Below are 22,870 nucleotides of genomic sequence, written 5' to 3' on the forward strand. Positions count from 1 at the left end.
AATGAAAGATGTCTTGGATTACCCATTTGATTTTCGAGAAATATTGATGGCCAAGAGGGAGCTGCGCAAGAAGTTTTCCAGTCATGACTCCTATTTGGAAAAAAAGGTCGCCATTTTAGGTGGCTCTACGACCGCAGAAGTTCGGGATTTGTTGGATCTCTTTCTTCTTCAGAAGGGGATCAAAGCATCTTTTTATGAGTCCAGTTACAACCGGTACTACGAAGAAGCTGTTTTTGATTCTGCTGAGTTAGATCAGTTCAATCCGGACCTGGTGTTCATTCACACATCCGTCAGAAATCTGTTTGCTGCCCCGCAGGTTGGTGATTCCAAGGAAGCCATTGATGGATTGGTCTCCGATGTACTCGATCACTTCAGCACAGTTTGGGATCGCCTGACCGAGAAATTTAATTGTACCATTATTCAAAACAATTTCGAGCTTCCGGCCTTCCGGTCACTGGGCAATATTGACGGTGTTGATGGCCGAGGCCTGACTACGTTTGTTGGAAAATTGAATGACGCTTTTGCAGATAAGGCAACTGAAAGACAAAGTCTTATCATCAACGACATCCACTACCTTTCTGCTCAGATCGGGCTGGACCGTTGGCACGATACGCAGATGTGGCATGCGTACAAATATGCCTTGAGCCATGAGGGCATGCCTTATCTCGCCAATCAGGTCGCAGGAATCGCGTCTGCCGCATTTGGCAAGAGCAACAAATGTTTGGTCCTGGATCTGGACAACACTTTGTGGGGCGGTGTGATTGGTGATGATGGTGTCGATGGTATCCGAATTGGTTCTGAAGGCACGGAAGCCGCTGCATACCTTGAATTTCAAAAGTACATTCTTGCATTGAAAGAGCGAGGCATTATTCTCGCAGTTTGTTCCAAGAACGAGCACGAGAATGCCCTTGAAGGGTTGAATCATCCCGATTGTCTGTTGAAGCCGGATGACTTCGCTGTGATTCAGGCAAACTGGGAACCCAAGGCCGGTAATATCGAGGCGATCGCCGAGACCATCAATATCGGTAAAGACAGCTTGGTGTTCGTGGACGACAATCCTGTGGAGCGAAAAGCGGTCCGCGAGTGGGTCCCTGAAGTGACCGTGGTGGAACCTGACGGAGACATCGCTTCATACATCCGGTGCCTTGATCGCATGCAATTGTTCGAGACCGTAGGGGTTGCCTCTGAGGATCTGGCGCGGAGCCAGTACTATGTGGAGAATGCAAAGCGGGCTCAGGTTAAGAAGAGCTTCAGCGACTATGGAGATTTCCTTGATTCTCTTGAGATGACGATGCAGGTGTCGGGGTTTGAAGGTCAGTATCAGGAGCGTATTACCCAGCTGACGAATAAAACCAATCAGTTCAATCTCACGACTAAGCGGTGTTCCTCTGCAGAGGTCGCGGAGATGGAGAACGACGCAAACACGATCTCTTTGTGCGCTCGATTGACTGATAAGTTTGGAGATAATGGCATCATTTCGGTCATGGTTGGTTCCATTGAAGATGCGGTTTGTTCCATAGACTTGTGGCTGATGAGTTGCCGCGTTTTCAAGAGAGAAGCTGAATATGCCATGTTTGATGTGTTCGTTGAACACGCTTTGCGGCATGGGGTAAAAGAGCTGAGGGGTACATACAAGCGAACCCCGAAGAACGATATTGTCTCCAAGTTGTATGAGGAACTTGGGTTCGAGTGTGAGCAAAGCGAAGAAAATGATGAATCTCGTTGGACAATGGTCATAGGACCTGATTACAAGCCAATGAATAAGCACATTAAGGTAGAACAGATATGAGTAATGATATTCTGAATAAGGTGACTGAGATAGTTCGAGGCATCCTTGCTCAAGACGATCTGGTGTTGACTCCGGAGACTGTCGTGAAAGAGGTGGAACGATGGGATTCCCTGATGAACATCAATATCGTCATGGCCTTGGAAGCTGAGTTTAATTTCCGTTTTGATCTGGGCGAGCTTGATTCTTTGCAGACAGTTGGGGACATCCTGTCCACCATCGAAAGCAAAACGAACTAGGCAGAATGGTAGTCTGATGGAGCGAATCTTTACTGCGCAGGATCAGGGACTGTTTGCGCAGTTGTCCGGTGACAGAAATCCTGTACACGTCGATCCCGAGGCCGCACGTCGGACTCTTTTCGGGAACGTTGTCGTTCATGGCGTGCATATGCTGCTTTGGGCACTCGATTGTGCCTTCAAGGATCAGGAAGCAGCAGTCATTGAATCGGTATCTGCTCACTTCATGAAGAGCCTTGAGGTAGGCGAGGCTGTTTGCACTAACCATGAATGGAATGAGGACACACTCACTGTCGAACTGCTCCGTGATGGCGAGCTTGTTTTAAAAGGGCAGGTCGTCATTAGCGCTCCAGATGAGGCCTTTGGGAAAGGGATCGGGGCCATCGAGGTGAAGGATGAGGTGCAGCACCTCACGAGTGCCGACTTGGAGTCCGAGTGTTCCGGTGAATTTGAATTGGCCTACGATGGACAGGTGGGGAAAGAACTCTTTCCAGAGTTGGTCGAAAAAATACCGCAGCGACAGTTGGCTTCATTGCTCGGGGCAACCCGTGTCGTGGGCATGCGGTGTCCTGGACTGCACTCCATCTTCTCCCGTTTGGATTTGAAAAAGAGCTCTATGGATGATTCCTCGGTTGTTCGCTACAGCGTTGGTCGATTTGAACCTCGTTTCTCGCTGGTGGAAGTTGATTACAATGCTTCCGGCCTCGAAGGGCGTATTCATGCATTTCTCCGACCTGCGCCTGTCGAGCAGCCTTCCTGCGCAACCATAGCTGCCCACGTTGAAGAGGGAGAGTTTGCCCATATCAAGGGCCTTGTGGTGGCAGGCTCCCGCGGACTTGGTGAAGTGGTAACCAAGCTGTTGGCTGCGGGCGGGGCTGATGTACGCTTTACTTTCCACTCCGGTGAAAAGGATGCCCATGCACTGCAAGCCGAGGTCAGGGGCTGCGGTGGAGCATGTGAGGCCTTCAAGTTGGATGTCCTTGCCCCTGAGGAAGGGATACAGGCGATTCAGAAAGATGATTGGCACCCGACCCATATGTTTTATTTTGCCACGCCCAAGATTGCTGAATCTGAAGGAACGCTGTTCTCTCATGAGGATTTTCAGCGGTTCTCATCCTACTACGTTGATGCCCTTTTCAAGCTGGTAGAGACCGTGGAGAAGGCCTCGCAGATCCATGTCTTCAATCCCTCGACAGTATTTGTAGATAATTGTCCACATGGTTTGGCGGCATACGCTGCAGCAAAGGCTTCCAGTGAATTTTTGTGTCGTCATCTGCATGAGGCAAAGCGTGTGGCTGAAGTCTCAATGCCGCGTCTTCCCAAAATGAAAACCGATCAGACGAACAGCCTTATTCCTACACAGAGGGAAGAGCCGCTGGCCGTCATGCTTAAAGCCCTGAGAGATGTCGTAGCTAAAGACAAAAAGTAGCGAGAACAACAATGCGTTTTGTCTCATATATGACGCAGGCAGCCAGAAATGCTATTTAATTCATTCGAATATATATTCATCTTCCTCCCGTGTGTGCTGGTCTTCTACTTTCTGCTTTGTCGGAGAGAATCTCCTCACTGGGCAAAAGTTTTCTTACTTTTTGCATCGTTGACCTTCTACTCGTATTGGGACATCCGCTATCTCCCCATTCTATTGGGGTCCATTTGCTGTAACTATTTCATCGGAATGAAAGCGCAGGAGACGAGATCGTCTCAGTGGATGTGGATCGGCGTTGGGTTGAACGTTCTGCTGCTCGCATACTTCAAGTATGTGGACTTCTTCATTGGCAATTTCAATTTCGTCACCGATTCCAAGTGGGATACTCTGGGCATAGCGATTCCATTGGGGATCAGTTTCTTTACATTCCAACAAATCGCCTATGTCGTGGATTGCAGCGAGGGGCGAGCCGACAAGTGCTCGTTCTCGGACTATGCGCTGTTCGTTTCCTTTTTTCCGCAGTTGATCGCCGGGCCCATTGTGCACCATCGGGAGATGATGCCCCAATTCAAGGCGCCTGACTCCATGAAGGTCGATATTGAGAATGTCATACGAGGAGGCAGTCTATTCGTTATTGGCCTGGCAAAGAAGGTCGTTGTGGCGGATTCACTTGCGACGTATGCCAACAATGTTTTTGCGAGCGCAGATGAGGCTACGCTGATCTCATCATGGCTTGGGGCGCTGGCGTATACCTTCCAGTTGTATTTTGATTTTAGTGGCTACTCGGACATGGCCATTGGTGCAGCGAGAATTTTTAACATCAAGATTCCGTTCAATTTTGATGCGCCTTTGCGATCTCCGAACATCATTGAATTTTGGCGTCGTTGGCATATCACCCTCAGCAATTTCATCACCTCGTACATCTACACGCCAATGGTCAGGGCCTGGGGGAAATTCAGTCTTTCCTACTCTCTGATCAGCCTGGTTCTCACCATGCTTATCGCTGGCTTGTGGCATGGAGCTGGCTGGACGTTTGTCATCTTCGGTGGGATCAATGGTGTGGCCTTGGCTGTAAACCACTATTGGCGTCACCGTAGATATGGCATGCCCAGAGTTTTGGGGATTGTCTTAACGTTCCTGACGTTCATGATCTCTCTGGTCTGGTTCAGAGCAGAGTCCTGCGGTGTTGCCCTTGATCTGCTTGCAGGAATGGTGGGGCTGCATGGTGTGGCGCTCCCCGCATCACTTGCAGGATGGCTCAATGGCATCGGACTCGGAAGTGTAATGGAAGGGAATACCTTCGCATACTTAACGGACTGGGGTTTCAGAGGCGACATTCTCGAGTTCTTCTTCTTTTTTATGGTGGCCGTGCTCCTTGCTTTCTTTGGAAAAAGTTCGCACAAGCTGGCGTACGAAATGCCCCTTACTTCAAGAAACGCCGTATTTCTGGGCTTGCTGACCACGCTTGCCGTAGTGCATTTGAAGAATGCCAAGGTGTTTTTGTATTTTCAGTTTTAATAGGACGCTATGCATAAAAGATTCATCCTGACATACATCGGCGCTTGTCTGCTGACGGCATTGCCGTTTCTAATGAACCTGGCTGTCTCATGGAGAGCAGGGGAGTTCATGAGCGTTGACGAGATTGTAGCGATGCAATCAGAGCAAGAAGCCATCTACGGTTGTGCAATGAGTTCAATGTCAGTCATGTGCAGCTTGAAAAGGATCGAGCAGGACAAGCCTGATGTGATAGCGGTTGGCTCCTCTCGTTCGTTGGAGTTTCGCGAAGAATTCTTTTCCTCCTCTTTCGTCAATGCAGGCGGCTCAGTGGGTAACATCTATTCGTTGAAGCCCTTCCTCAAAGTCCTTTTTGAACTGCACAAGCCCAAGATGTTGGTGTTGAGCGTTGATCCGTGGTGGTTCAACGATGCTGTTCCTGCCAAAGGGCTCACCTTTGAGAAACCGTACGATAAGCGACCGGAACTCTCGACCGACCACCTGTTGAATCCCATGAAATACGTCTTGAACAGCAAAATAGAAGCCGCTCAGTACATGGATTTATTGACCAAGGGGATGCATACTCCCAATGAGGTGACAGCCTCAAAGGGAATAGGCCTTGCCGGTATTTTGTGGTCGGATGGCTTCAGAAAAGATGGCTCCCGATTGTATGGTAAGCGATTGTTCTTTCAGAACGATATCCCACCCGGGTTTCAGGATACCCTGCGGTTCGTCCGGGACGGCATTAAGAATTTCCAGCCAGGGCGGAGTCTCTCCGAAGAGCGGATTGCGGCATATGAAGATGTCTTGAGATTCTGTGAGGAGCAGGGAGTGCCTGTGGCCGCCGTTGTGGTCCCGCTTGCAAAGCCTGTGTTGGATGCGATGCTTACCCGGAATGGCGAGTACGATTACCTCTCGTCAGTTGAGCAATATTTTACAGGCAAGAAAGATCATTTTTACTTCCTTGCTCCTGAAAGCATCGGGGCTATAGATTGTGAGTTCCTTGATGGCTCGCATCCTGGAGATGTTATATACCAACGTGTGTTGTTGGCCGCAGCGAAGGATTCAACATTGGTTGCTGATTTCATTCGTCGTGACAAGATGCGAGAAGTGGTTGATCAGTTTGCGGGTCGCCCCATGAGCTATTACGAAAAGAGACCAGAAGAAGGTCTGGAACGAGATTACCTTGGGCTGGGCTGTCAGCCCGCCAAGTGATGACTGGTCGGATTGATATGATGAACAGAGAGTCGATAGGGAGTGCCGTATGTGCGGTATAACGGGATTCCTGCTGAAAAATGCAGCCTGGTCCGATGAGGTGATGTCGCAGGCAGTGCACGAGATGAACGATACGCTCGCGCACAGAGGTCCTGATGATTCGGGCATTTGGGTCGACAAGACCGCCGGAGTCGCATTCGGGCATCGCCGTCTGTCTATTCTTGACCTGTCGCCTTTGGGGCATCAGCCGATGCAGTCAGTCTCGAAGCGATATTCGCTGATCTTCAATGGAGAAGTGTATAACCACCTCTCCCTTCGTGAAGAGCTGGCTGCCTCTGGCTATGAATTCCGTGGCGGCTCAGACACCGAGACCATGTTGGCGGCCTTTGAAGCGTGGGGCATTCGCAAGGCGGTGACGCGTTTCATAGGGATGTTCGCCTTTGCCCTTTGGGACAACGTCAACAGGAAGTTGTTCCTTTGCCGGGACCGTATGGGAATCAAACCACTGTATTATGGCTTGGTTTCCAGTGCACTGGTGTTCGGCTCGGAGCTGAAAGCGATTCGAGCTTTTCCTGAAATTTCTCTCTCTGTTGACCGTGAAGCCCTTTCCCTGTTCTTCAGGCACAACTATATTCCCGCTCCATACAGTATCTACAAAGAGATCAAGAAGCTTGAGCCCGGCATGCTGGTGCAGTTTGATGGCTCCGGTCGCCTGATTGACGAGGATAAATATTGGTCGCCAAGCGATGTCTGGGACCATGGCATTCGTAATCCGTTTCTCGGTACGGAAGAAGATGCCGTCGTCGAGCTGGAAAAAATTCTGACTGATGCCGTCGGCCTCCGCATGCTTTCTGATGTGCCCTTGGGAGCCTTGCTCTCTGGCGGAATAGATTCTTCCGTTGTCACTGCCTTGATGCAGAAGCAGAGTGCTCAGCCTGTGAAAACTTTTTCGGTAGGATTTCAGGAAGCCGCATTTAACGAAGCAGAATTTGCACGCAAAGTGGCATCCCATCTAGGAACTGACCACACGGAGTTGATGGTCAGCCCGCAGAATTTGCTTGATGCCGTTTCTGAGATGCCCACAATTTGGGATGAACCTTTTGCTGATTCTTCCCAGTTGCCAACCCTGTGCGTCAGTCGGTTGGCCCGCCAGAGCGTGACGGTGTGTCTTTCCGGCGATGGCGGGGATGAGCTTTTCTATGGATATCAGCGTTATCAGTGGATGGATTCTGTCTGGCGTCAGCTTTCCCGATTCCCACTCTCTGTGAGGAAGCTACTGGCGCATGCCCGACACCTTCCCAAAGAACTCTTTTCCTTGTTGGGAAGCAAAGGAACCAAGATACACTGGCGACTCGAAGCGTTGGGGCTTGAGTCCTTTTCCGATCTGTATCGCTACTTCGTTTCACATCATAAAAATCCGGCGACATTCGTGCTTGGGGGCAGTGAGCCTCAAGTGCATCCGTTTAAGGCCATTGTTGGCTCAGACAGAATGTCGGACATGGCTTTGTGTGATGTGCAGACATATCTGCCTGATGATATCCTTACCAAGGTCGATCGTGCGAGCATGGCAACGAGTCTGGAAATGCGAGTGCCTATTTTGGACCATCGGGTGGCTGAATTTGCATCCACTTTGCCAACTTCATATAAATATGAGAACGGCAAGGGAAAGAGAGTCCTGCGCGAAGTGTTGTACAAGCATGTTCCAAGGGAGTTGGTGGAACGCCCGAAGATGGGCTTCGGTGTTCCCATTGAACGATGGTTGAAGGCCGAGTTGAGAGACTGGGCTGAAGCGCTTCTTGATGAAAACCTGCTCCGTTCACAAGGTTATCTTGATGCTGGTGCTGTCACGAAGATGTGGCGTGAATATCTTCAGGGTCAAGTGAACTGGAACTACTATCTTTGGGACGTATTGATGTTCCAGCTGTGGCTGAAAGAGAATCATCAAATCTAATTATGAAAGTACTATTTCTGATTCGCAGTCTTGATCCCGGAGGGGCAGAACTACAATTGGTGACTCTGGCCAATGGTTTGGCCGGGTCGGGCCATGATGTTTCTGTCGCAGTTTTTTATCCGGGCGGCGAACTGGAATCCAAGCTTGAAGGCGTCTCGCTGCACTCTTTGAATAAAGGTGGACGCTGGGATTTGATACCTTTCTTACTGCGCTTGAAGCGGCTGGTGAACACTCTCGGGCCGGATGTGCTTCACAGTTTTCTTGGGACAGCCAATGCATTTGGGGCACTCCTTCGCCCGTTCTTGCCGGGGGTGAAGGTCGTGTGGGGCGTTCGTTCCGCTGAAATGAATTTAGAGAATTACGGGTGGGTGCACAGGGCGCATTACAAGGCGGAGTGCCTGCTTTCCCGTTTTGCATCCAAGATCATTGCAAATTCTGAGGCCGGGCTGGAGTATGCAGTGAAGTCCGGATTCCCACGGGGGCGTTGTGTTTTTATTCCAAACGGTATCGATGTGGAGTCCTTCCGTCCGATGCCGGAAGAGGGCAAGGCGCTCCGGGCAGAGTGGGGCGTTTCCGACGATGAACTGCTCGTTGGAATAGTGGCTCGTATCGATCCGATCAAAAACTATGACATGTTTCTCCGAGCTGCAGCACGTGCCTCCGAAAGCTTGCCTAAGTTGCGGTTCGTGTGTGTAGGCTCTGGGGGCAATTCAGAGTATGCAGCTACTCTTCTAGCCACCTCTCGCGAATTGGGGCTGGAACAGTCTCTGATTTGGGCCGGGCATATAGGTGATATGCCGAGCGTCTATAGTGCGCTGGATGTGACGTGTTTAACTTCTTCGGGGGAAGGGTTTCCCAATGCCTTGTGTGAATCCATGGCTTGCGGGACTGTATGCATTTCGACCGACGTTGGTGATGCAGCCCAGATTGTGGGAGAAATTGGCCAGGTCGTACCTTCCGGTCAGCCGGTTGCTTTGGGAGAGGCTCTTTGTTCTTTGTTGCGACAGCCTCGGGAGCGTCTTGCGGAACTAGGGCGTGCTTCGAGGATGCGTATAAAAGAAAAGTACGGCGTCTCACTGATGGTACAACGTACCGAAAGTGTGCTGCATGAAGTTCTTGGTGGGCCTGATGAGACGAAATAATCCTAATATCTTGAAATGGTGGCTGTTTGGGGCCATTGGGAGCTTTTTCGTGATCTGGGGGCTCTCCTTTTTCTTTTTGGATACCATCCGGCCTATCATCTATTATCCTGAGTTGCAGCTTCACGCACCGCCTGCCGGAACCGTATATCGGTACAGAGATGAAGGGGGCGGGACTACCGTTTACGGGAAGTATGGCATCCCCGGTATTCCTGATGTCGGTGTGCTTGATGGCGAAAAAATCTGCATATGGGGTGATTCCCATGTTGAAGCGCTTCAAGTCGACGACAAGGATAAACCGGGTCAGGTGCTGACCCGCCTCCTGCAAGAAAAGGGATACTCCAACAGCGTTGGCGTCGGCGTTGCCCGAAGCGGCGAAAGTGTTGCTGACTACGTTTTTCGAATCCCTCTGTACGAGAACGTCATTGGCCATGTTCAGGCCCATGTCATTTTGCTGTCTGGCATTGATGACGTCATGCCGGATCAGGACAGGAGTTGCCACAGTCGCTTCGACAGCACTCCGCAGCCGAGTCTGACATTTTCGGAGTGTTTTCCTTCTGACACCGCTATTCAATACACGCCTTTCCTTTATGAAACAGGGACAAGTTTTCTCTACGAGATATATAATCAGCTGCGTAACCTGCACATTAGAATTGCCCCGGGTCCTGTTGTGAGCACGGCGTCTGCAGCAGGCGAACCGCAGCAGATGAATGGAGAGCGCCTGAAGGATGCGTGGCGCTTCCTTCTTGGAGAACTGAAGGCAGTCACCACTGCCCCCATTATTTTTTTGTATGTCCCTCCCAGTCCTCCCGGAGAGAATCTCATAACAAAATTCGATGATCCTGATAGGCCTTATGTCGACGCCTTCTCATCCCTTTGCAATGAATCCGGCGTTGGTTTTGTCGACAGCAGTCAACAGTACAAGGAGCTTTATGATGATTTGGGGTTGTTGCCCCGTGGATTCGATAATACCCGTCCGGGGCTTGGTCATCTCAACAAGCAGGGCTTGAAGGTGGTCACTGAAGTGCTTGCTCAATATTTAATGGAGAATGGTTATGTTGTTCTCCCAAATTGAGTTCTTTATCTTTTTCGTCCTGGTGTTGACCTTTCTTGGTGTCGTGAAAAACAACACCACTCGGAAGGTATTTCTTCTGGGGGCCAGCTATTATTTCTACAGCTACTGGGATTATAGATTCTTATCGCTTATCCTGATTTCAACGCTGGTTGATTTTTGCGTAGGACTGGGACTCGAGAAATACAGGGATGCCTTGACTCGCAGGGTGCTTTTGATCGTGAGCATAAGTGTTAATCTCGGGCTGCTGGTTTTTTTCAAATACTATAATTTCTTTATTGACTCATTCGCCCCGGCATTCCAGATGATTGGGTTGCACCCCGGTACGCTGGATATCATCCTTCCAGTTGGTATTTCCTTCTATACATTCCAAACCTTGTCCTACTCCATAGACGTTTACAGAGGGCGCCTCAAGACCACGAAGAGCTTGTTGGATTTTGCTTTGTTCGTCAGCTTTTTCCCACAGCTTGTCGCAGGTCCCATTGTGCGTGCCTCCCATTTTCTACCTCAGTTGGAGGAGGCAAGAAGCACACGCTGGGATGACTTCTACCAAGGGGCAAGGCAGTTTGTTTTTGGACTGGGCAAGAAAGTGCTTATTGCGGATCGGTTGGCTACTTTTGTTGATCCGGTTTTTGCTTCGCCAGAGCTCTATAGTTCCGGCACCTTGTGGCTCGCTGCGGCAAGCTATTCACTCCAGATCTATTTCGATTTCTCCGGGTACTCGGATATGGCTATCGGTGTCGCGAGATGCATGGGGTATGATCTGGGTAAGAACTTCAATTTCCCATATCTTTCACGTTCCTTGTCGGAGTTCTGGCAAAGATGGCACATCTCCCTTTCCTCATGGGTGCGCGACTATTTGTATATCCCGTTGGGAGGAAGCAGGTGTGGGCTTGCTCGTAATTGCTTCAATCTCATGCTGACCATGGTGGTGATGGGAGCCTGGCATGGTGCTGCTTGGACGTTTGTTGCCTGGGGCGCCCTTCATGGTTTTGGTCAAGTGGCCGCAAGACTGAAGATGGCCATTGTGGGTAGAAACGAAGGAGAAGTGGGGGGCGGAGTAAAGTTGGCGAATTGGGCCGGAACAATGTTGTTTGTGTTGGTCGGATGGATTTTGTTCCGTGCGGAAACATTCGGGCATGCAAAGGTGATGGTGGAGAGAATGCTGGTACTGTCGGATGGAGTGCGGTGGATGCCTGCTTTTGCGATATATGCAATAATAGGGACCGCTGTGATTCATTTAGTAGAGCTTTCAGGGCGAATGTCCTGGTTTTTTCTTAAAGAAGAAAAATGGTATGCTCCGGCTCTATTGCTCTCCATTGTGTGGGCTGTCATATTATTTCAGCCCAAAGGATTTAGCCCTTTTATTTATTTCCAGTTTTAAGGTTTAAATGAAAAGGGCTGCCTTGGATAAAATATCAAAGGCAGCCCTTAAAAATTGATAGTCAAATCGCTCTAAGCGTTGCTCAACAACTTCTTCGCAATATCTAAATCATACAGACCGAGCGGGTTGCGTTCGGCGCTGCGTTCCTTCTTGTACATCTCGGCGGCAGCCTGAATGGCTTCGTAGGGGACCCACTGGTGCTTTTCCCAGATGATGGGTTCTTGGGGGTTGTACATGCGAAATTCGATGGAGCCGTTGTTGTCGCGCACGTACATGCGCACATCAGGGTGCTGGAGGGACGGGGTGTAGTAGTGCCCGCGTTCATCTTTCATATCTATTCTCCCTGGGCGAAGCTGAACCGGATGGAGTCGCCCATTTCATATACTTTAATGTTCATGGTGAGCAGCAGGGTCTTCAAGGGGCGGCCGAAAAGGAATTCGGTCATCTCTTGAGATATGCCGGCCTTTTCCACGACGAGTCGGCGGATCTCCATGTCGTAGGTTACCATCTCCTTGAGCTCTCGACCTGCTTCGGCGTCACCTTCACGCGCCTTCTTGGCGATCTCTTCCATGCCGATGGGAGGACATTTGGCGTCGTGCTCCTCGACCAACTCGAGGAGAGGGTGGCCTTCGGGAAGAAGATCGTGGCGGGTGAGTCGATCCTGATTGTAGATGTCGCGAAGCGGACCAATATCACCACAGAACAATTTTTCACATTCTACCGGACGCGACTCGTAGATGCCGCAACTGCACCCCTCAGGGCTATAAAAATGACATGTCCAGCGGCCGTCGCGTCCCTTGATTTTGAGTATCTCAGCTTCGAGGGGGCGGACGCTCATGGCGATCTGATCGTAAGCCCGTTCGCCGGGGCGAAGTGTAACGATATTGGCTAGTTCGATAGTGCCGTCCTCGATGAGGGGCATATCTTCCTTATGAAGGGCTGGGCCGCCCTTGCGGCAGCATTCGCCGCAACGCTTACAGATGTCGTTGTTTTCGTACTCGTTTTGCAAGTTTGTGTTGCTCCTCATATCCTTTTCGGGTATCGATTATGTCGATCCATAACCTACTGCCAAGGACCGATACTCTGCCTGGGAGGCGAAGGCAAGTCCGGGCATGAAAAAAGGGCAGGATCCGTAGCGGGAGATGGTCCCGCAAAATAAGGATTGGCAATGCTTTTTGGGCAATTACCGGTTGACATAAAACCGGTACGTCCATTACATTGGCACCCCTGCATACTTTGTGAATAGCGGCGCAAATGCCCTGTTCAACGCACTATGCGTCATGTAGCAAAGGTGTCCGGGCTCCGGTAAAAACTGTTGATGGCCCGGATTAAAATGGTTGATGGCAACATCTTAATCAAACAATGGAGGTTAAGGGAATGGCGAAACACAAGACTCCTCTGTTGGATCAGCTGGAAAGCGGCCCGTGGCCCAGCTTCGTATCCGACATCAAACAGGAGGCAGCTAACCGAGCCAAGAACGAGAAAGGCATTGATTATCAGGTAGCAGTGGACTGCCCTGAAGATCTGCTCGGCGTTCTTGAAATGTCTTACACCGATGGTGAAACTCACTGGAAACACGGCGGCATCGTCGGCGTTTTCGGTTACGGCGGCGGCGTTATTGGCCGTTACTGTGACCAGCCCGAGATGTTCCCCGGTGTTGCTCACTTCCATACCGTTCGCGTGGCTCAGCCCGCTGGTATGTGGTACACCACTGATTTCCTTCGCGGTATCATGGACATCTGGGACCTCCGCGGTTCCGGTCTGACCAACATGCATGGCGCCACTGGCGACATCGTTATGCTCGGTACTTCCACCCCGCAGCTCGAAGAAATCTTCTGGGAACTGACCCACAACATGGACGTTGACCTTGGTGGTTCCGGTTCCAACCTGCGTACTCCTGCTGCTTGCATGGGTATGTCTCGCTGCCAGTACGCCTGTTACGACTCTCAGGAGCTGTGCTACAATCTGACCCAGGAATACCAGGACGAACTTCACCGTCCCGCATTCCCCTACAAGTTCAAGTTCAAGTTCGACGGTTGCCCGAATGGTTGCGTAGCTTCCATCGCCCGTTCCGACCTGTCCTTCATCGGTACCTGGAAAGATCCCATTAAGGTCGACCAGGAAAAGGTCGCTGCCTACGTTGGCGGTGAGATCGCTCCTAACGCTGGCGCTCACGCCGGTCGTGACTGGGGTGCATTTGACATCCAGAAAGAAGTCATCGACCTGTGTCCGTCCCAGTGCATCTCCTACGAAGATGGCAAGCTGGTCATGGATCACAAAGAGTGTGTCCGTTGCATGCACTGCATCAACACCATGCCTCAGGCCCTGCGCATCGGCGACGAGCGCGGCTGCTCCATCCTCTGTGGTGCAAAGGCCCCGATCCTCGACGGTCCCCAGATGGGTTCCCTGCTCGTACCCTTCGTTGAAGTCAACAAGGACGACGACTTCCAGGCCATCAAAGACATCGTTGAAAACGTTTGGGACTGGTGGATGGACGAAGGTAAGAACCGTGAGCGTATCGGTGAGACCATGAAGCGTCTCGGCTTTGCCGCTCTGGCAGATGCTGTCGGCATTGATGCTGACCCGCGCCACGTTCAGGAGCCCCGTCACAACCCCTACATCTTCTGGAAAGCTGAAGATGTTACCGGTGGTTGGGAACGCGACATCGCTGACTTCCGTAAACGCCACCAGCGCTAAAGATTGGAGGAAAATAATATGGCTTTCATTTCTTCCGGATACAATCCTGAAAAACCGATGGAAGGTCGTATCTCTGATATCGGCCCCCGCCACTTCACGGATTTCCTTCCCCCGGTTATCGCCAAGAACTTCGGCAAGTGGGACTACCACGAGATCCTCGAGCCGGGCATGCTGTGCCACACCGCCGAATCCGGCGATAAGGTCTACACCGTCCGTTGCGGTGCTGCCCGTCTGATGTCCGTCACCATGATCCGCGAGATCTGTGACATCGCAGATAAGTTCTGCGGCGGACACCTGCGTTTCACCACTCGTAACAACATCGAGTTCATGGTTGAAACCCTTGAAGAAGCTCAAGCTCTTCGTGACTTCCTGAACGAACAGAAGTTCGAAGCTGGCTCTTACAAGTTCCCCGTCGGTGGTACCGGTGCTGGTGTTACCAACATCGTTCACACCCAGGGTTGGATTCACTGCCACACCCCCGCAACTGATGCTTCCGGTACCGTTAAGGTCACCATGGATGCATGCTTTGACGACTTCAAAGACATGAAGCTGCCCGCTCCCGTGCGCATCTCCATGGCTTGCTGTCTGAACATGTGTGGTGCTGTACACTGCTCCGACATCGCTATCCTCGGTGTCCACCGCAAGCCGCCCATCATCGACCACGAATACCTGGACAACCTGTGCGAAATCCCGCTGGCCGTCGCTTCCTGCCCGACCGGTGCTGTTCGTCCGTCCAAGGTTGAGCTCGATGGCAAAACCTACAAGACCGTCGCAATTAAGGAAGAGCGCTGCATGTTCTGTGGTAACTGCTACACCATGTGCCCCTCCCTGCCTCTGTCTGACGGTGAAGGCGACGGTATCGCCATCATGGTCGGTGGTAAGATCTCCAACCGTATCACCAAGCCTGCCTTCTCCAAGGTCGTTGTTCCGTTCATCCCGAACGAAACTCCGAACTGGCCCACCATGACCAAGGTGATCAAGAAGATCCTCGACACCTACGCAGCCGATGCTAACAAGTACGAGCGCCTGGGTGACTGGGCTAATCGTATCGGTTGGGAACGTTTCTTCGAGAAGTGTGAGCTGGAATTCTCCTCTCACCTGATCGATGACTTCCGTGACCCGGCTTACTACACCTGGCGTCAGACCACTCAGTTCAAGTGGTAAGATAATAAAGCTCCGGGGTACGGCGTCTTGCCGTACCCCGTCTTTGAAAAAGAAGGAGTCCTATTATGGCACTCGACGTTGAAGCCGCAAAGGCTGAAATCATTGCTTTTTGCGAATCCAAGTCTAAAAGCAAATCTAAGTTCTACTTCAATGACTTCACCAAGCTTTTCCCGGAAGAGAAGAGCCGTGCAGTCAAGAAGATCCTGACCGCTCTGGTTCAGGAAGAAAAGATGGTGTTCTGGTCCTCCGGTTCCACCACCATGTACGGCCTTGCCGGTGCCGGCAAGCAGGCCGAAGCCGAGGGCGAATAGTAGTCTCTCGATTTTTCGGTTATCAAGCCTTGCCCGTTGCCGGGCAAGGCTTTTCTTAATTTAGACGGATAGAAATTTTTGTAATTACGTGTCCAATTCTCTCCCCAGATTCATCCTTGCTGGCCTCTCTGGCGGTACAGGAAAGACAATTGTTTCCTTGGCCTTAACGCGCGCATTCAAGCGTCGTGGGTTAGCTGTGGCTCCTTTCAAGAAAGGGCCAGACTACATTGATGCGAAATGGCTTGGCATTGCTGCCGGTCGCAATTGCTCCAATCTTGACCCATATTTCCACACAGATGAAGTGATTCGGTCGTTGTTCTGGCACAAGTCAGAAGGGCTCGATATTGCCATCATCGAGGGCAATCGCGGCCTGTTTGACGGCAAAGATGAGCACGGATCGTGCTCCACAGCAGAGTTGTCCAGACAGTTGGATGCGCCGGTCATTTTGACCATAGATTGCACAAAGATGACACGTACCGTGGCTGCAGTGATACAAGGGTGCACCATGTTTGAGCCGGGCCTTAAGCTCGCTGGTGTTATTCTTAATCGGACTGCAGGTCAGCGGCATCGCTCCGTCTTGAAGAAGAGCATTGAAACCCACACCGATGTGCCCGTATTAGGTATGTTGCCGAAGATTTCACAGAATCCAATCCCAGAAAGGCACATGGGGCTCATGTCCGATCAGGAGTATGATGGCAGCGACTACGGAGATGAGCAGAAAGCACTCGATTCTTTAGCTGAGATGGCAGAAGAGTGGTTGGATCTCGATGCAATTGAAAAGGTGGCCCGTACTGCATCCGATTTTGGTGCGGTGCCGCCACCTGTCTACAGCGGCGAGCCTGCAGAGAAGCAAGTTCGTATCGGATATGTTCATGACGCTGCTTTGTGGTTTTACTACCCGGAGAACCTTGAAGCCTTGGAACATGCCGGTGCGGAACTCGTTCGACTCTCGATTTTGTCTGACGAGCCTTGGCCGGAGATTGATGGACTCTATCTGGGAGGTGGCTTTCCTGAGGTCTTCGCTGAACGTATCGCCGCTAATAAGGGTGTGCTGAGCCAGATCAAGTCCCTTTCTGATGCAGGCAAGCCGATCTATGCTGAGTGCGGAGGCTTCATGGTCCTGTGCGACACCCTTGAGTACGAAGGGCGCAACTACCCGATGGCAGGTGTCTTTCCTGTGGGGACTACGTTCTGTCCCAAGCCGCAAGGACTGGGCTATACAGAGGCTGTAGCTGACAAAGATACAGTGTTCTACCCTAAGGGAACTACTGTGCTCGGCCACGAATTTCATTACTCCGTCTGTGTGGCGGAGAGCGATCTGAATGCTGAATTCGCCATGAAGATGGCGCGAGGAAAAGGCATCCTCAATGGTCGCGACGGCCTGCTTTCGAAAAACACATTTGCAGGGTATAACCACATCCACGCACTCGCAGTGCCCGGCTGGGCAGAGCGTTTTGTGAGTGCGGCTAGCAAATAGAATATGCTGAGATTGAAATTTATCGGATAGGGAAATAATGAATATAAAAGAGACGTATGAAACCTTTCTGGAGTCCAAAGCAAAGAGTTTCTCTTGGGCTAACGATTGGCGTTGGATGTCCATTTGTTGTTTATGTATTTATGCTGCTGTATTGGCGCTGAGAGTTTCATTTGCTGGTCGGTGGGATAACGAACTTCTTTGGGTTGGAGGCGAGCGACTCCTCTCCACTCATGATGCTTATTTTTGGTTAGCAAAAGCTAAGGGGCTCGGCTCTCTGGTTGGGTATCCCTTGGCGGAAGCTGCCAAGATTATCAGCGAATGGACCGGCGCGAGTCTCGGTACCGTAGGATTCTGGGCTCCCGCCTTCTTAGGGGCTTTGGTTGCGGTTGTGTGTGCTCTTTGGGGTTGGCTGTTGGCTGGGCGTGAAGCCGCAATTTTTGCAGGACTAGCAGGGGCACTCACTCCCGGATTCTTTTATCGTTCCCGTTTAGGATACTTTGACACCGACTTATTCACGCTGCTGGGCCCCTTGGTGGTCGCGTGGATGCTTGCCTATTGGAGCGAGCTTCATACCAAACGTGGTTGGTTTTTAGGCTCCCGGACTAATGATGAGAGAGAGTTCTCCCCCCTTAAGTCCATGAGCATGGCATTAGTCTTTGGTTTGGTAACCCGGTTCGTTTGCCTTTGGCACTATGATATTCAGAATATGAGTGTGTGCTACTTCCTGCTTACACTTATGGTTGTCGTAGTTAATAGCGTTCCTGAGCGAAGAGCATGGGGCTTGTGGAGCTTGGCGATATATTTGATCGCTGCTTTCCCTGGTACTGTATACGGCGGCCCAGGGTATTGGTTTGTCAAGGAGCTCCTCCATCTGGATTCTTACTGGGCACTATTTTATATCGCTATGGCTGTTGTTGTTATGGCTGGCTGCTGGTTTGCTGATTCCCGAAACGTTGCCCTCGTCAGTAATCTTTGGGTTGCTTGTGCAGGACTGTTTGTTTTCATCCTGTTGACAGGTGTTGTTAATTCGCCCGTTATTGCAACCCTTGATAAGCTTGGTGATTATTTTAATCATATTGCGGTATCTTCTAGTGGCGGTGGAGCGGTTGAAGGCCCTGCATTCCCGTCAATTTTACAGAGTGTCATTGAGGCCAAGCTGATTCCCTTATCTGAGATACTTGAACGTGGGGCATTCAATTCGTTTGTCGGTGGAGTGGCTCTCTTGCTAGCCTTGCCGATTGTTGTATTGCGACCTGCTGCAATCTTCTTACTTCCTCTGATCGTTCTCCAATTACTTGGAATTAAGATGGGTGTTCGTTTCTCCATGTTTGGTGGCGCAGCCATGATGGTGTGCCTCGGTGTGGGAGTCTACTGGGCATCTGAACTGGTCTTGAAAAAGTTTGCGTGGAAGCAATGGGGACACATAGGGATACAAGTAGCGTTGGGGATTATCGTGCTTTTGTACTGTCATGCCCAATATTCCAAGCAGCCTTTGACCCCTGTTATTACGAAGAGCCATGCGGAGGCGTTGCAAATTCTAGAGAAGATCAGTCCTGCTGATAGTCGTGTATGGACTTGGTGGGATTGGGGATACGCTACTCAGTATTATGCAGGACGAGTTACGACGATCGACGGTGGTGAACATTCAGGTCAGGATGTCTTCCCAACCGCTTTAGTCATGAGTACTCATTCGCCACAACAGGCAAGTCAATTGATCGGAGCGTATTCGACGTTTAAAACAAAGAATCTATGGAAAGGTCAATCCGGTGCGCAGATGATGGGCGCCATAGACCAGATGAAGAATTCTGAGAAAACCTACGCATTCAGAGCGCCTCAGTATATCGTTGTCACCTGGAAAGACCTTACCATTTCGAAATGGATAACCTTTTACGGTAATTGGAATCTGGCGACTGGCGACACCAAGCAGGCAAGATTGAGCAATTTTGCTCCAGGCCAGTTAGGTTTCAATATTAAGAAAGGCGCAGTCTTGAACCGCGATGGTGGTGGTGGGCTTGTCAGTGACATCACAATACTTAGCGAGCAAGGCGTCGATAAGAAAGAGTATTACTTGAACAAATTGTCTCCTCAGCTGCTGCCTAGAACGAGGCATTTGTTGATTAATGAAGTTTCCAGACAGAGCGTTCTTATGGATCGAACTGCATACCGAAGTCTGTTGACCCGATTATTGACGGGCGATGCCGACGATCCTGAAATCAGTAAATACTTTAAGTTAGTCGTTGATAAATTACCCTTTGTACGAATCTACGAAGTGGTTCAATAAGTAAAAAGAGAGAAAATATATGAGTATTCCTTTCATCGATCTGAAAGCACAGTACAAACTCGTCGAAGACTCCGTGAAAAGCGGTATCGACGGCGTGTTGGAGCACGGTGCATATGTTATGGGCCCTGAAATTAAGGACTTGGAAGAAAGGCTTTCGAGCTTTTCTGCTGTTCGTCACGCTGTTGGCTGCGCTTCCGGCACCGATGCGTTGATTATGGCTCTTATGGCTTTGGAAGTTGGTCCGGGGGATGCGGTTTTTACTACCCCGTTTACTTTCATGGCAACGGCAGAAGCCATTGCATTGCTCGGGGCGACCCCGGTGTTCGTCGATGTTGACCCGGTGACATTCAACATTGATCCCGATGCCCTGCGTCGGTCCATCCGTGACTTCAAGGAAAACAATGCTGAGTTGACTCCAAAAGGTATCATTGCTGTTGATCTGTTTGGTCAGCCCGCTGATTACGACCGCATTGAACCGCTGGCACAGAATAACGGTATGTTCCTCATTGTGGATGCAGCCCAGTCTTTTGGTGCCACATACAAGGGTAAGCCGGTTTGCTCTCTGGGTGATATGGCATGCACATCCTTCTTCCCCGCAAAGCCGCTTGGCTGCTACGGAGACGGCGGTATGGTTTTTGCGCAGAATGATGAGTTGCATAAACTGTTAGTTTCTATCCGTGTGCATGGAATGGGAGAAGATCGCTATGAAAATGTCCGACTGGGCATCAATGGCCGCCTTGATTCCATGCAGGCCGCAGTTCTCTTGGCTAAGTTTGAAATCTTCCCGGATGAGATCGAGAAGCGTCAGGCTGCTGCCGGGAGATATAATGAACTGCTGGATGGCATTGATGGCGTGACCGTGCCCACTGTTCCTGAGGGCAATACCTCTGTATGGGCGCAGTACTCGCTGTTGGCCCGTGATACCGAGCACCGTGAGGAACTCATGGGCAAGCTCAAGGAAGTCAATATCCCATCAGTAATTTACTATCCGAAGCCGCTGCACCTGCAGAAGGCGTTCGCGAATCTTGGTTATTCTGAGGGAGATCTTCCCGTATGCGAGAATCTCGCTTCGCGTATCTTCAGCCTGCCCATGCATCCGTACTTGGAAGCAGAGGATCAGGAGACCATTGCCAAGGTGCTCAAGGGGTAATCCATGGCAGGTGGACGCAAGGCGACCATCATCAGGGTGCTCAAGCCCATTGTGGCAGGTGTAGCCCTGGCCTATTTGGCAACTGCGTTCGTCGATAAGCCTGCACCGGTTCATTTTCAGCCGGAAAATCCTTATGCGGCCAAGCAGGAAGAGATCGTCGAGACACAGGCTGATTTGGTGACTGAGAAGAACATCATGAAGCTCGGTTCGCCATTGTCGGTGTTGCCGAATGCGGTTGTGACGGAAAATAATCCTTTGGCAGGGCTCGAAAGAATAGATGGTGCTGGAAATGGTACTTTCTCAGCTAATGATTCAGATGCCAACGCTACAGGAGTGGTCAGGAAAGACGTGGAAGAAGCCCCTGAGGCTCCCTAGCTTGACACTGGCCGATACAACCTTATTAGAATTCAAGCCCTGTTGAGACAGGGATAAAACGATATCAAGCCGGCCCGATCCGGCACAAAGGAGAACAGTATGATCAAAATGGAAACCAGCATGGGTGACATCACCATCGAACTGGATTTTGACAAGGCCCCCAAGTCTGCTGCGAACTTCCAGCAGTACGTTGAAGAGGGCTTTTACGATGGGCTCATCTTCCACCGTGTAATCAACGGATTCATGGTCCAGGGCGGTGGTATGGATGAGAACATGAAGGAAAAGCAGACCCGTGAGCCCATCGAGAACGAGGCTAACAATGGTCTGAAGAACGATTGTTACACTTTGGCCATGGCTCGCACCATGGATCCGCATTCCGCTTCTTCTCAGTTCTTTATCAACGTCAAGGACAACGGTTTTCTGAACTTCACCGCTGAAACTCCTCAGGGTTGGGGCTACGCCGTCTTCGGTAAGGTCGTTGAAGGCACCGAGATCGTCGATGAGATCAAGGGCGTTGCAACCGGTCGTAACGGCTTCCATGATGATGTTCCGGTTGAGCCGGTCTTCATCAACAAAGCCTACGTCATCGAAGACTAAGTCTGAATTCGATTAGATAACAAAAAGAAGCCCGGGAAGAGTTCTTCCCGGGCTTCTTTTTGTTATTGCGCAAGTACATTGCTTGTCTGTTGAGCTGCGATACCGTGTCCGCGGCCATTCCAGTGTCCATCTTTAGGAAACTCGAATGGTTGCCTGTGTTGCTCAAAGTCTTTGATGAAGGCATCTGTAAGATCAATAGCGGTAAAATGTTGCTGAAGAGCCTGGGCTATGAAGTAGTCCCTCATTTGCGCCGCATAGCTTTTGCTGACGTTTTTCAGATTTGTTTCCGAGTATAAGTGAGGTCTCAAACCATCGACTACAAAGATGATGTCACTTGGCTGCAATCCGGAATATTCAGGCAGCAAAGCAAGAAATGCATCTACGGCATACTTGGAGTCATTCAAACGTTCTTCGTTGGCATCGGCAGATGTTTGGCCCACGTTCACAGCTGCAGGGGCATCGCTGAACAAAGTAGATATCGTATTGGTTAGTTGAAGATTGGTGACAAGATATAGCGCTAATCTGGAGTGCCTCAGCAGGCGAACCGTTGAGCTGGGAGTATAGTCCATGCGAACCAACTCATGATTTTCCTTGGGAGGGAGCGTGAAATAGTGAAATCCTGGTGCCGATTTGTATTTAGTCAGACTCTCATCAAAGTCGTTGGACACAATAACAAAGACCATCTTCTGCGCCTTGAACTTGTCCTTCGCGTAGCCCGCAAATGCGAGATACTGACTTAAGGGTGCTCCCGATGCTGCAAAACTATACACCCTGTATGTTGATGCCAGACTCTTGGCCAACCGCCCCTGGAGAGTTTCTTCATAAGGAACCATGGCAGCTTCCACGTAGCTGTCACCGATGACAGCAAGCACAGGACGGTCTCCATCAACGGTATAGTCCTGATCATTAATAAAACCGAAGTTGTTCGCGTGAACAGTATTCTTCATGGAAAAATCAGGAAACCGTGACCACGTTGAAGTCCTGTCCTTTTCGAAGTGAATGATGGGTGAGTCATTATTCACTGCTTGAGTTCTGAGTCCCTCGTTTACGGGTAACAGACGAAAGACTCCTTCCATAAGCAGGAACGTAGCTACCAAAGAAGCGATGATCAGGAG

At 50.6% G+C, this 22,870-nt stretch carries 20 protein-coding genes; 17 read left to right on the forward strand and 3 right to left on the reverse strand.

Annotated features, from left to right (window positions below; all coding sequences use genetic code 11):
• The first annotated feature begins 1 nt into the window (after position 1).
• The 9 genes from HFN16_RS09275 to HFN16_RS09315 all read left to right on the forward strand — a co-directional run bounded on the left by HFN16_RS09275 (position 2) and on the right by HFN16_RS09315 (position 11,703).
• A complete protein-coding gene (locus HFN16_RS09275) occupies positions 2-1,789 on the forward strand; it encodes an HAD-IIIC family phosphatase (RefSeq protein ID WP_168890486.1) in 1,788 nt (595 codons plus the stop codon).
• The gene (locus HFN16_RS09280; protein ID WP_168890487.1) at positions 1,786-2,025 is read left to right on the forward strand and encodes an acyl carrier protein; all 240 of its coding nucleotides are present in this window, start codon (positions 1,786-1,788) and stop codon (positions 2,023-2,025) included. Before HFN16_RS09275 ends, HFN16_RS09280 begins: the two co-directional genes overlap by 4 nt.
• 16 nt (positions 2,026-2,041) lie before the next feature.
• Complete coding sequence (locus HFN16_RS09285; protein WP_168890488.1) at positions 2,042-3,451, forward strand: MaoC/PaaZ C-terminal domain-containing protein; 1,410 nt, start codon at positions 2,042-2,044, stop codon at positions 3,449-3,451.
• Between the two features lie 279 nt (positions 3,452-3,730).
• Positions 3,731-4,966 carry an MBOAT family protein gene (locus tag HFN16_RS09290; RefSeq protein WP_168890489.1) on the forward strand — a complete coding sequence of 412 codons (1,236 nt, stop codon included), beginning with the start codon at positions 3,731-3,733 and terminating at the stop codon, positions 4,964-4,966.
• A gap of 9 nt (positions 4,967-4,975) precedes the next feature.
• Complete coding sequence (locus HFN16_RS09295; RefSeq protein ID WP_168890490.1) at positions 4,976-6,157, forward strand: hypothetical protein; 1,182 nt, start codon at positions 4,976-4,978, stop codon at positions 6,155-6,157.
• A gap of 49 nt (positions 6,158-6,206) precedes the next feature.
• Positions 6,207-8,108 (forward strand): asparagine synthase (glutamine-hydrolyzing), encoded by a 1,902-nt coding sequence (asnB, locus tag HFN16_RS09300; RefSeq protein ID WP_168890491.1) that lies wholly within the window; start codon positions 6,207-6,209, stop codon positions 8,106-8,108.
• 2 nt (positions 8,109-8,110) lie between these two features.
• Positions 8,111-9,250, forward strand: a complete 1,140-nt coding sequence (locus HFN16_RS09305; protein ID WP_168890492.1) for a glycosyltransferase — start codon at positions 8,111-8,113, stop codon at positions 9,248-9,250.
• Positions 9,216-10,322 (forward strand): hypothetical protein, encoded by a 1,107-nt coding sequence (locus HFN16_RS09310; RefSeq protein ID WP_168890493.1) that lies wholly within the window; start codon positions 9,216-9,218, stop codon positions 10,320-10,322. The genes HFN16_RS09305 and HFN16_RS09310 overlap by 35 nt, the downstream gene beginning before the upstream one ends.
• Positions 10,303-11,703, forward strand: a complete 1,401-nt coding sequence (locus HFN16_RS09315) for an MBOAT family protein (RefSeq protein ID WP_168890494.1) — start codon at positions 10,303-10,305, stop codon at positions 11,701-11,703. The genes HFN16_RS09310 and HFN16_RS09315 overlap by 20 nt, the downstream gene beginning before the upstream one ends.
• 71 nt (positions 11,704-11,774) lie before the next feature.
• On the opposite strand, the gene HFN16_RS09320 is transcribed toward HFN16_RS09315, so the two are convergent.
• Positions 11,775-12,035 carry a hypothetical protein gene (locus tag HFN16_RS09320; RefSeq protein ID WP_168890495.1) on the reverse strand — a complete coding sequence of 87 codons (261 nt, stop codon included), beginning with the start codon at positions 12,033-12,035 and terminating at the stop codon, positions 11,775-11,777.
• A gap of 2 nt (positions 12,036-12,037) precedes the next feature.
• Positions 12,038-12,712: a YkgJ family cysteine cluster protein gene (locus tag HFN16_RS09325; RefSeq protein WP_247648295.1), complete on the reverse strand. Its 675-nt coding sequence runs from the start codon at positions 12,710-12,712 to the stop codon at positions 12,038-12,040.
• 368 nt (positions 12,713-13,080) lie between these two features.
• Here HFN16_RS09325 and dsrA point away from each other — a divergent pair, with 368 nt between their 5' ends.
• From dsrA to HFN16_RS09365, 8 genes are all read left to right on the forward strand, one after another.
• The gene (gene dsrA / locus HFN16_RS09330) at positions 13,081-14,400 is read left to right on the forward strand and encodes a dissimilatory-type sulfite reductase subunit alpha (protein WP_168890497.1); all 1,320 of its coding nucleotides are present in this window, start codon (positions 13,081-13,083) and stop codon (positions 14,398-14,400) included.
• An 18-nt stretch (positions 14,401-14,418) separates the two neighbouring features.
• Positions 14,419-15,564: a dissimilatory-type sulfite reductase subunit beta gene (dsrB, locus tag HFN16_RS09335; protein ID WP_168890498.1), complete on the forward strand. Its 1,146-nt coding sequence runs from the start codon at positions 14,419-14,421 to the stop codon at positions 15,562-15,564.
• 65 nt (positions 15,565-15,629) lie between these two features.
• Complete coding sequence (locus HFN16_RS09340) at positions 15,630-15,875, forward strand: dissimilatory sulfite reductase D family protein (protein WP_168890499.1); 246 nt, start codon at positions 15,630-15,632, stop codon at positions 15,873-15,875.
• Between the two features lie 88 nt (positions 15,876-15,963).
• Positions 15,964-17,352, forward strand: coding sequence for a cobyrinate a,c-diamide synthase (locus HFN16_RS09345; protein ID WP_168890500.1), 1,389 nt, complete (start codon positions 15,964-15,966; stop codon positions 17,350-17,352).
• Between the two features lie 37 nt (positions 17,353-17,389).
• Positions 17,390-19,633: an STT3 domain-containing protein gene (locus HFN16_RS09350; protein ID WP_168890501.1), complete on the forward strand. Its 2,244-nt coding sequence runs from the start codon at positions 17,390-17,392 to the stop codon at positions 19,631-19,633.
• A gap of 19 nt (positions 19,634-19,652) precedes the next feature.
• Positions 19,653-20,783 carry a DegT/DnrJ/EryC1/StrS family aminotransferase gene (locus HFN16_RS09355; protein WP_168890502.1) on the forward strand — a complete coding sequence of 377 codons (1,131 nt, stop codon included), beginning with the start codon at positions 19,653-19,655 and terminating at the stop codon, positions 20,781-20,783.
• Between the two features lie 3 nt (positions 20,784-20,786).
• Complete coding sequence (locus HFN16_RS09360) at positions 20,787-21,158, forward strand: hypothetical protein (RefSeq protein ID WP_168890503.1); 372 nt, start codon at positions 20,787-20,789, stop codon at positions 21,156-21,158.
• Between the two features lie 99 nt (positions 21,159-21,257).
• Positions 21,258-21,755 carry a peptidylprolyl isomerase gene (locus tag HFN16_RS09365; RefSeq protein ID WP_168890504.1) on the forward strand — a complete coding sequence of 166 codons (498 nt, stop codon included), beginning with the start codon at positions 21,258-21,260 and terminating at the stop codon, positions 21,753-21,755.
• A gap of 62 nt (positions 21,756-21,817) precedes the next feature.
• On the opposite strand, the gene HFN16_RS09370 is transcribed toward HFN16_RS09365, so the two are convergent.
• Positions 21,818-22,702: a hypothetical protein gene (locus HFN16_RS09370; protein ID WP_168890505.1), complete on the reverse strand. Its 885-nt coding sequence runs from the start codon at positions 22,700-22,702 to the stop codon at positions 21,818-21,820.
• Positions 22,703-22,870 lie beyond the last annotated feature (168 nt).

It is taken from the genome of Pseudodesulfovibrio sp. zrk46 (assembly GCF_012516435.1).
Lineage (GTDB): Bacteria > Desulfobacterota > Desulfovibrionia > Desulfovibrionales > Desulfovibrionaceae > Pseudodesulfovibrio.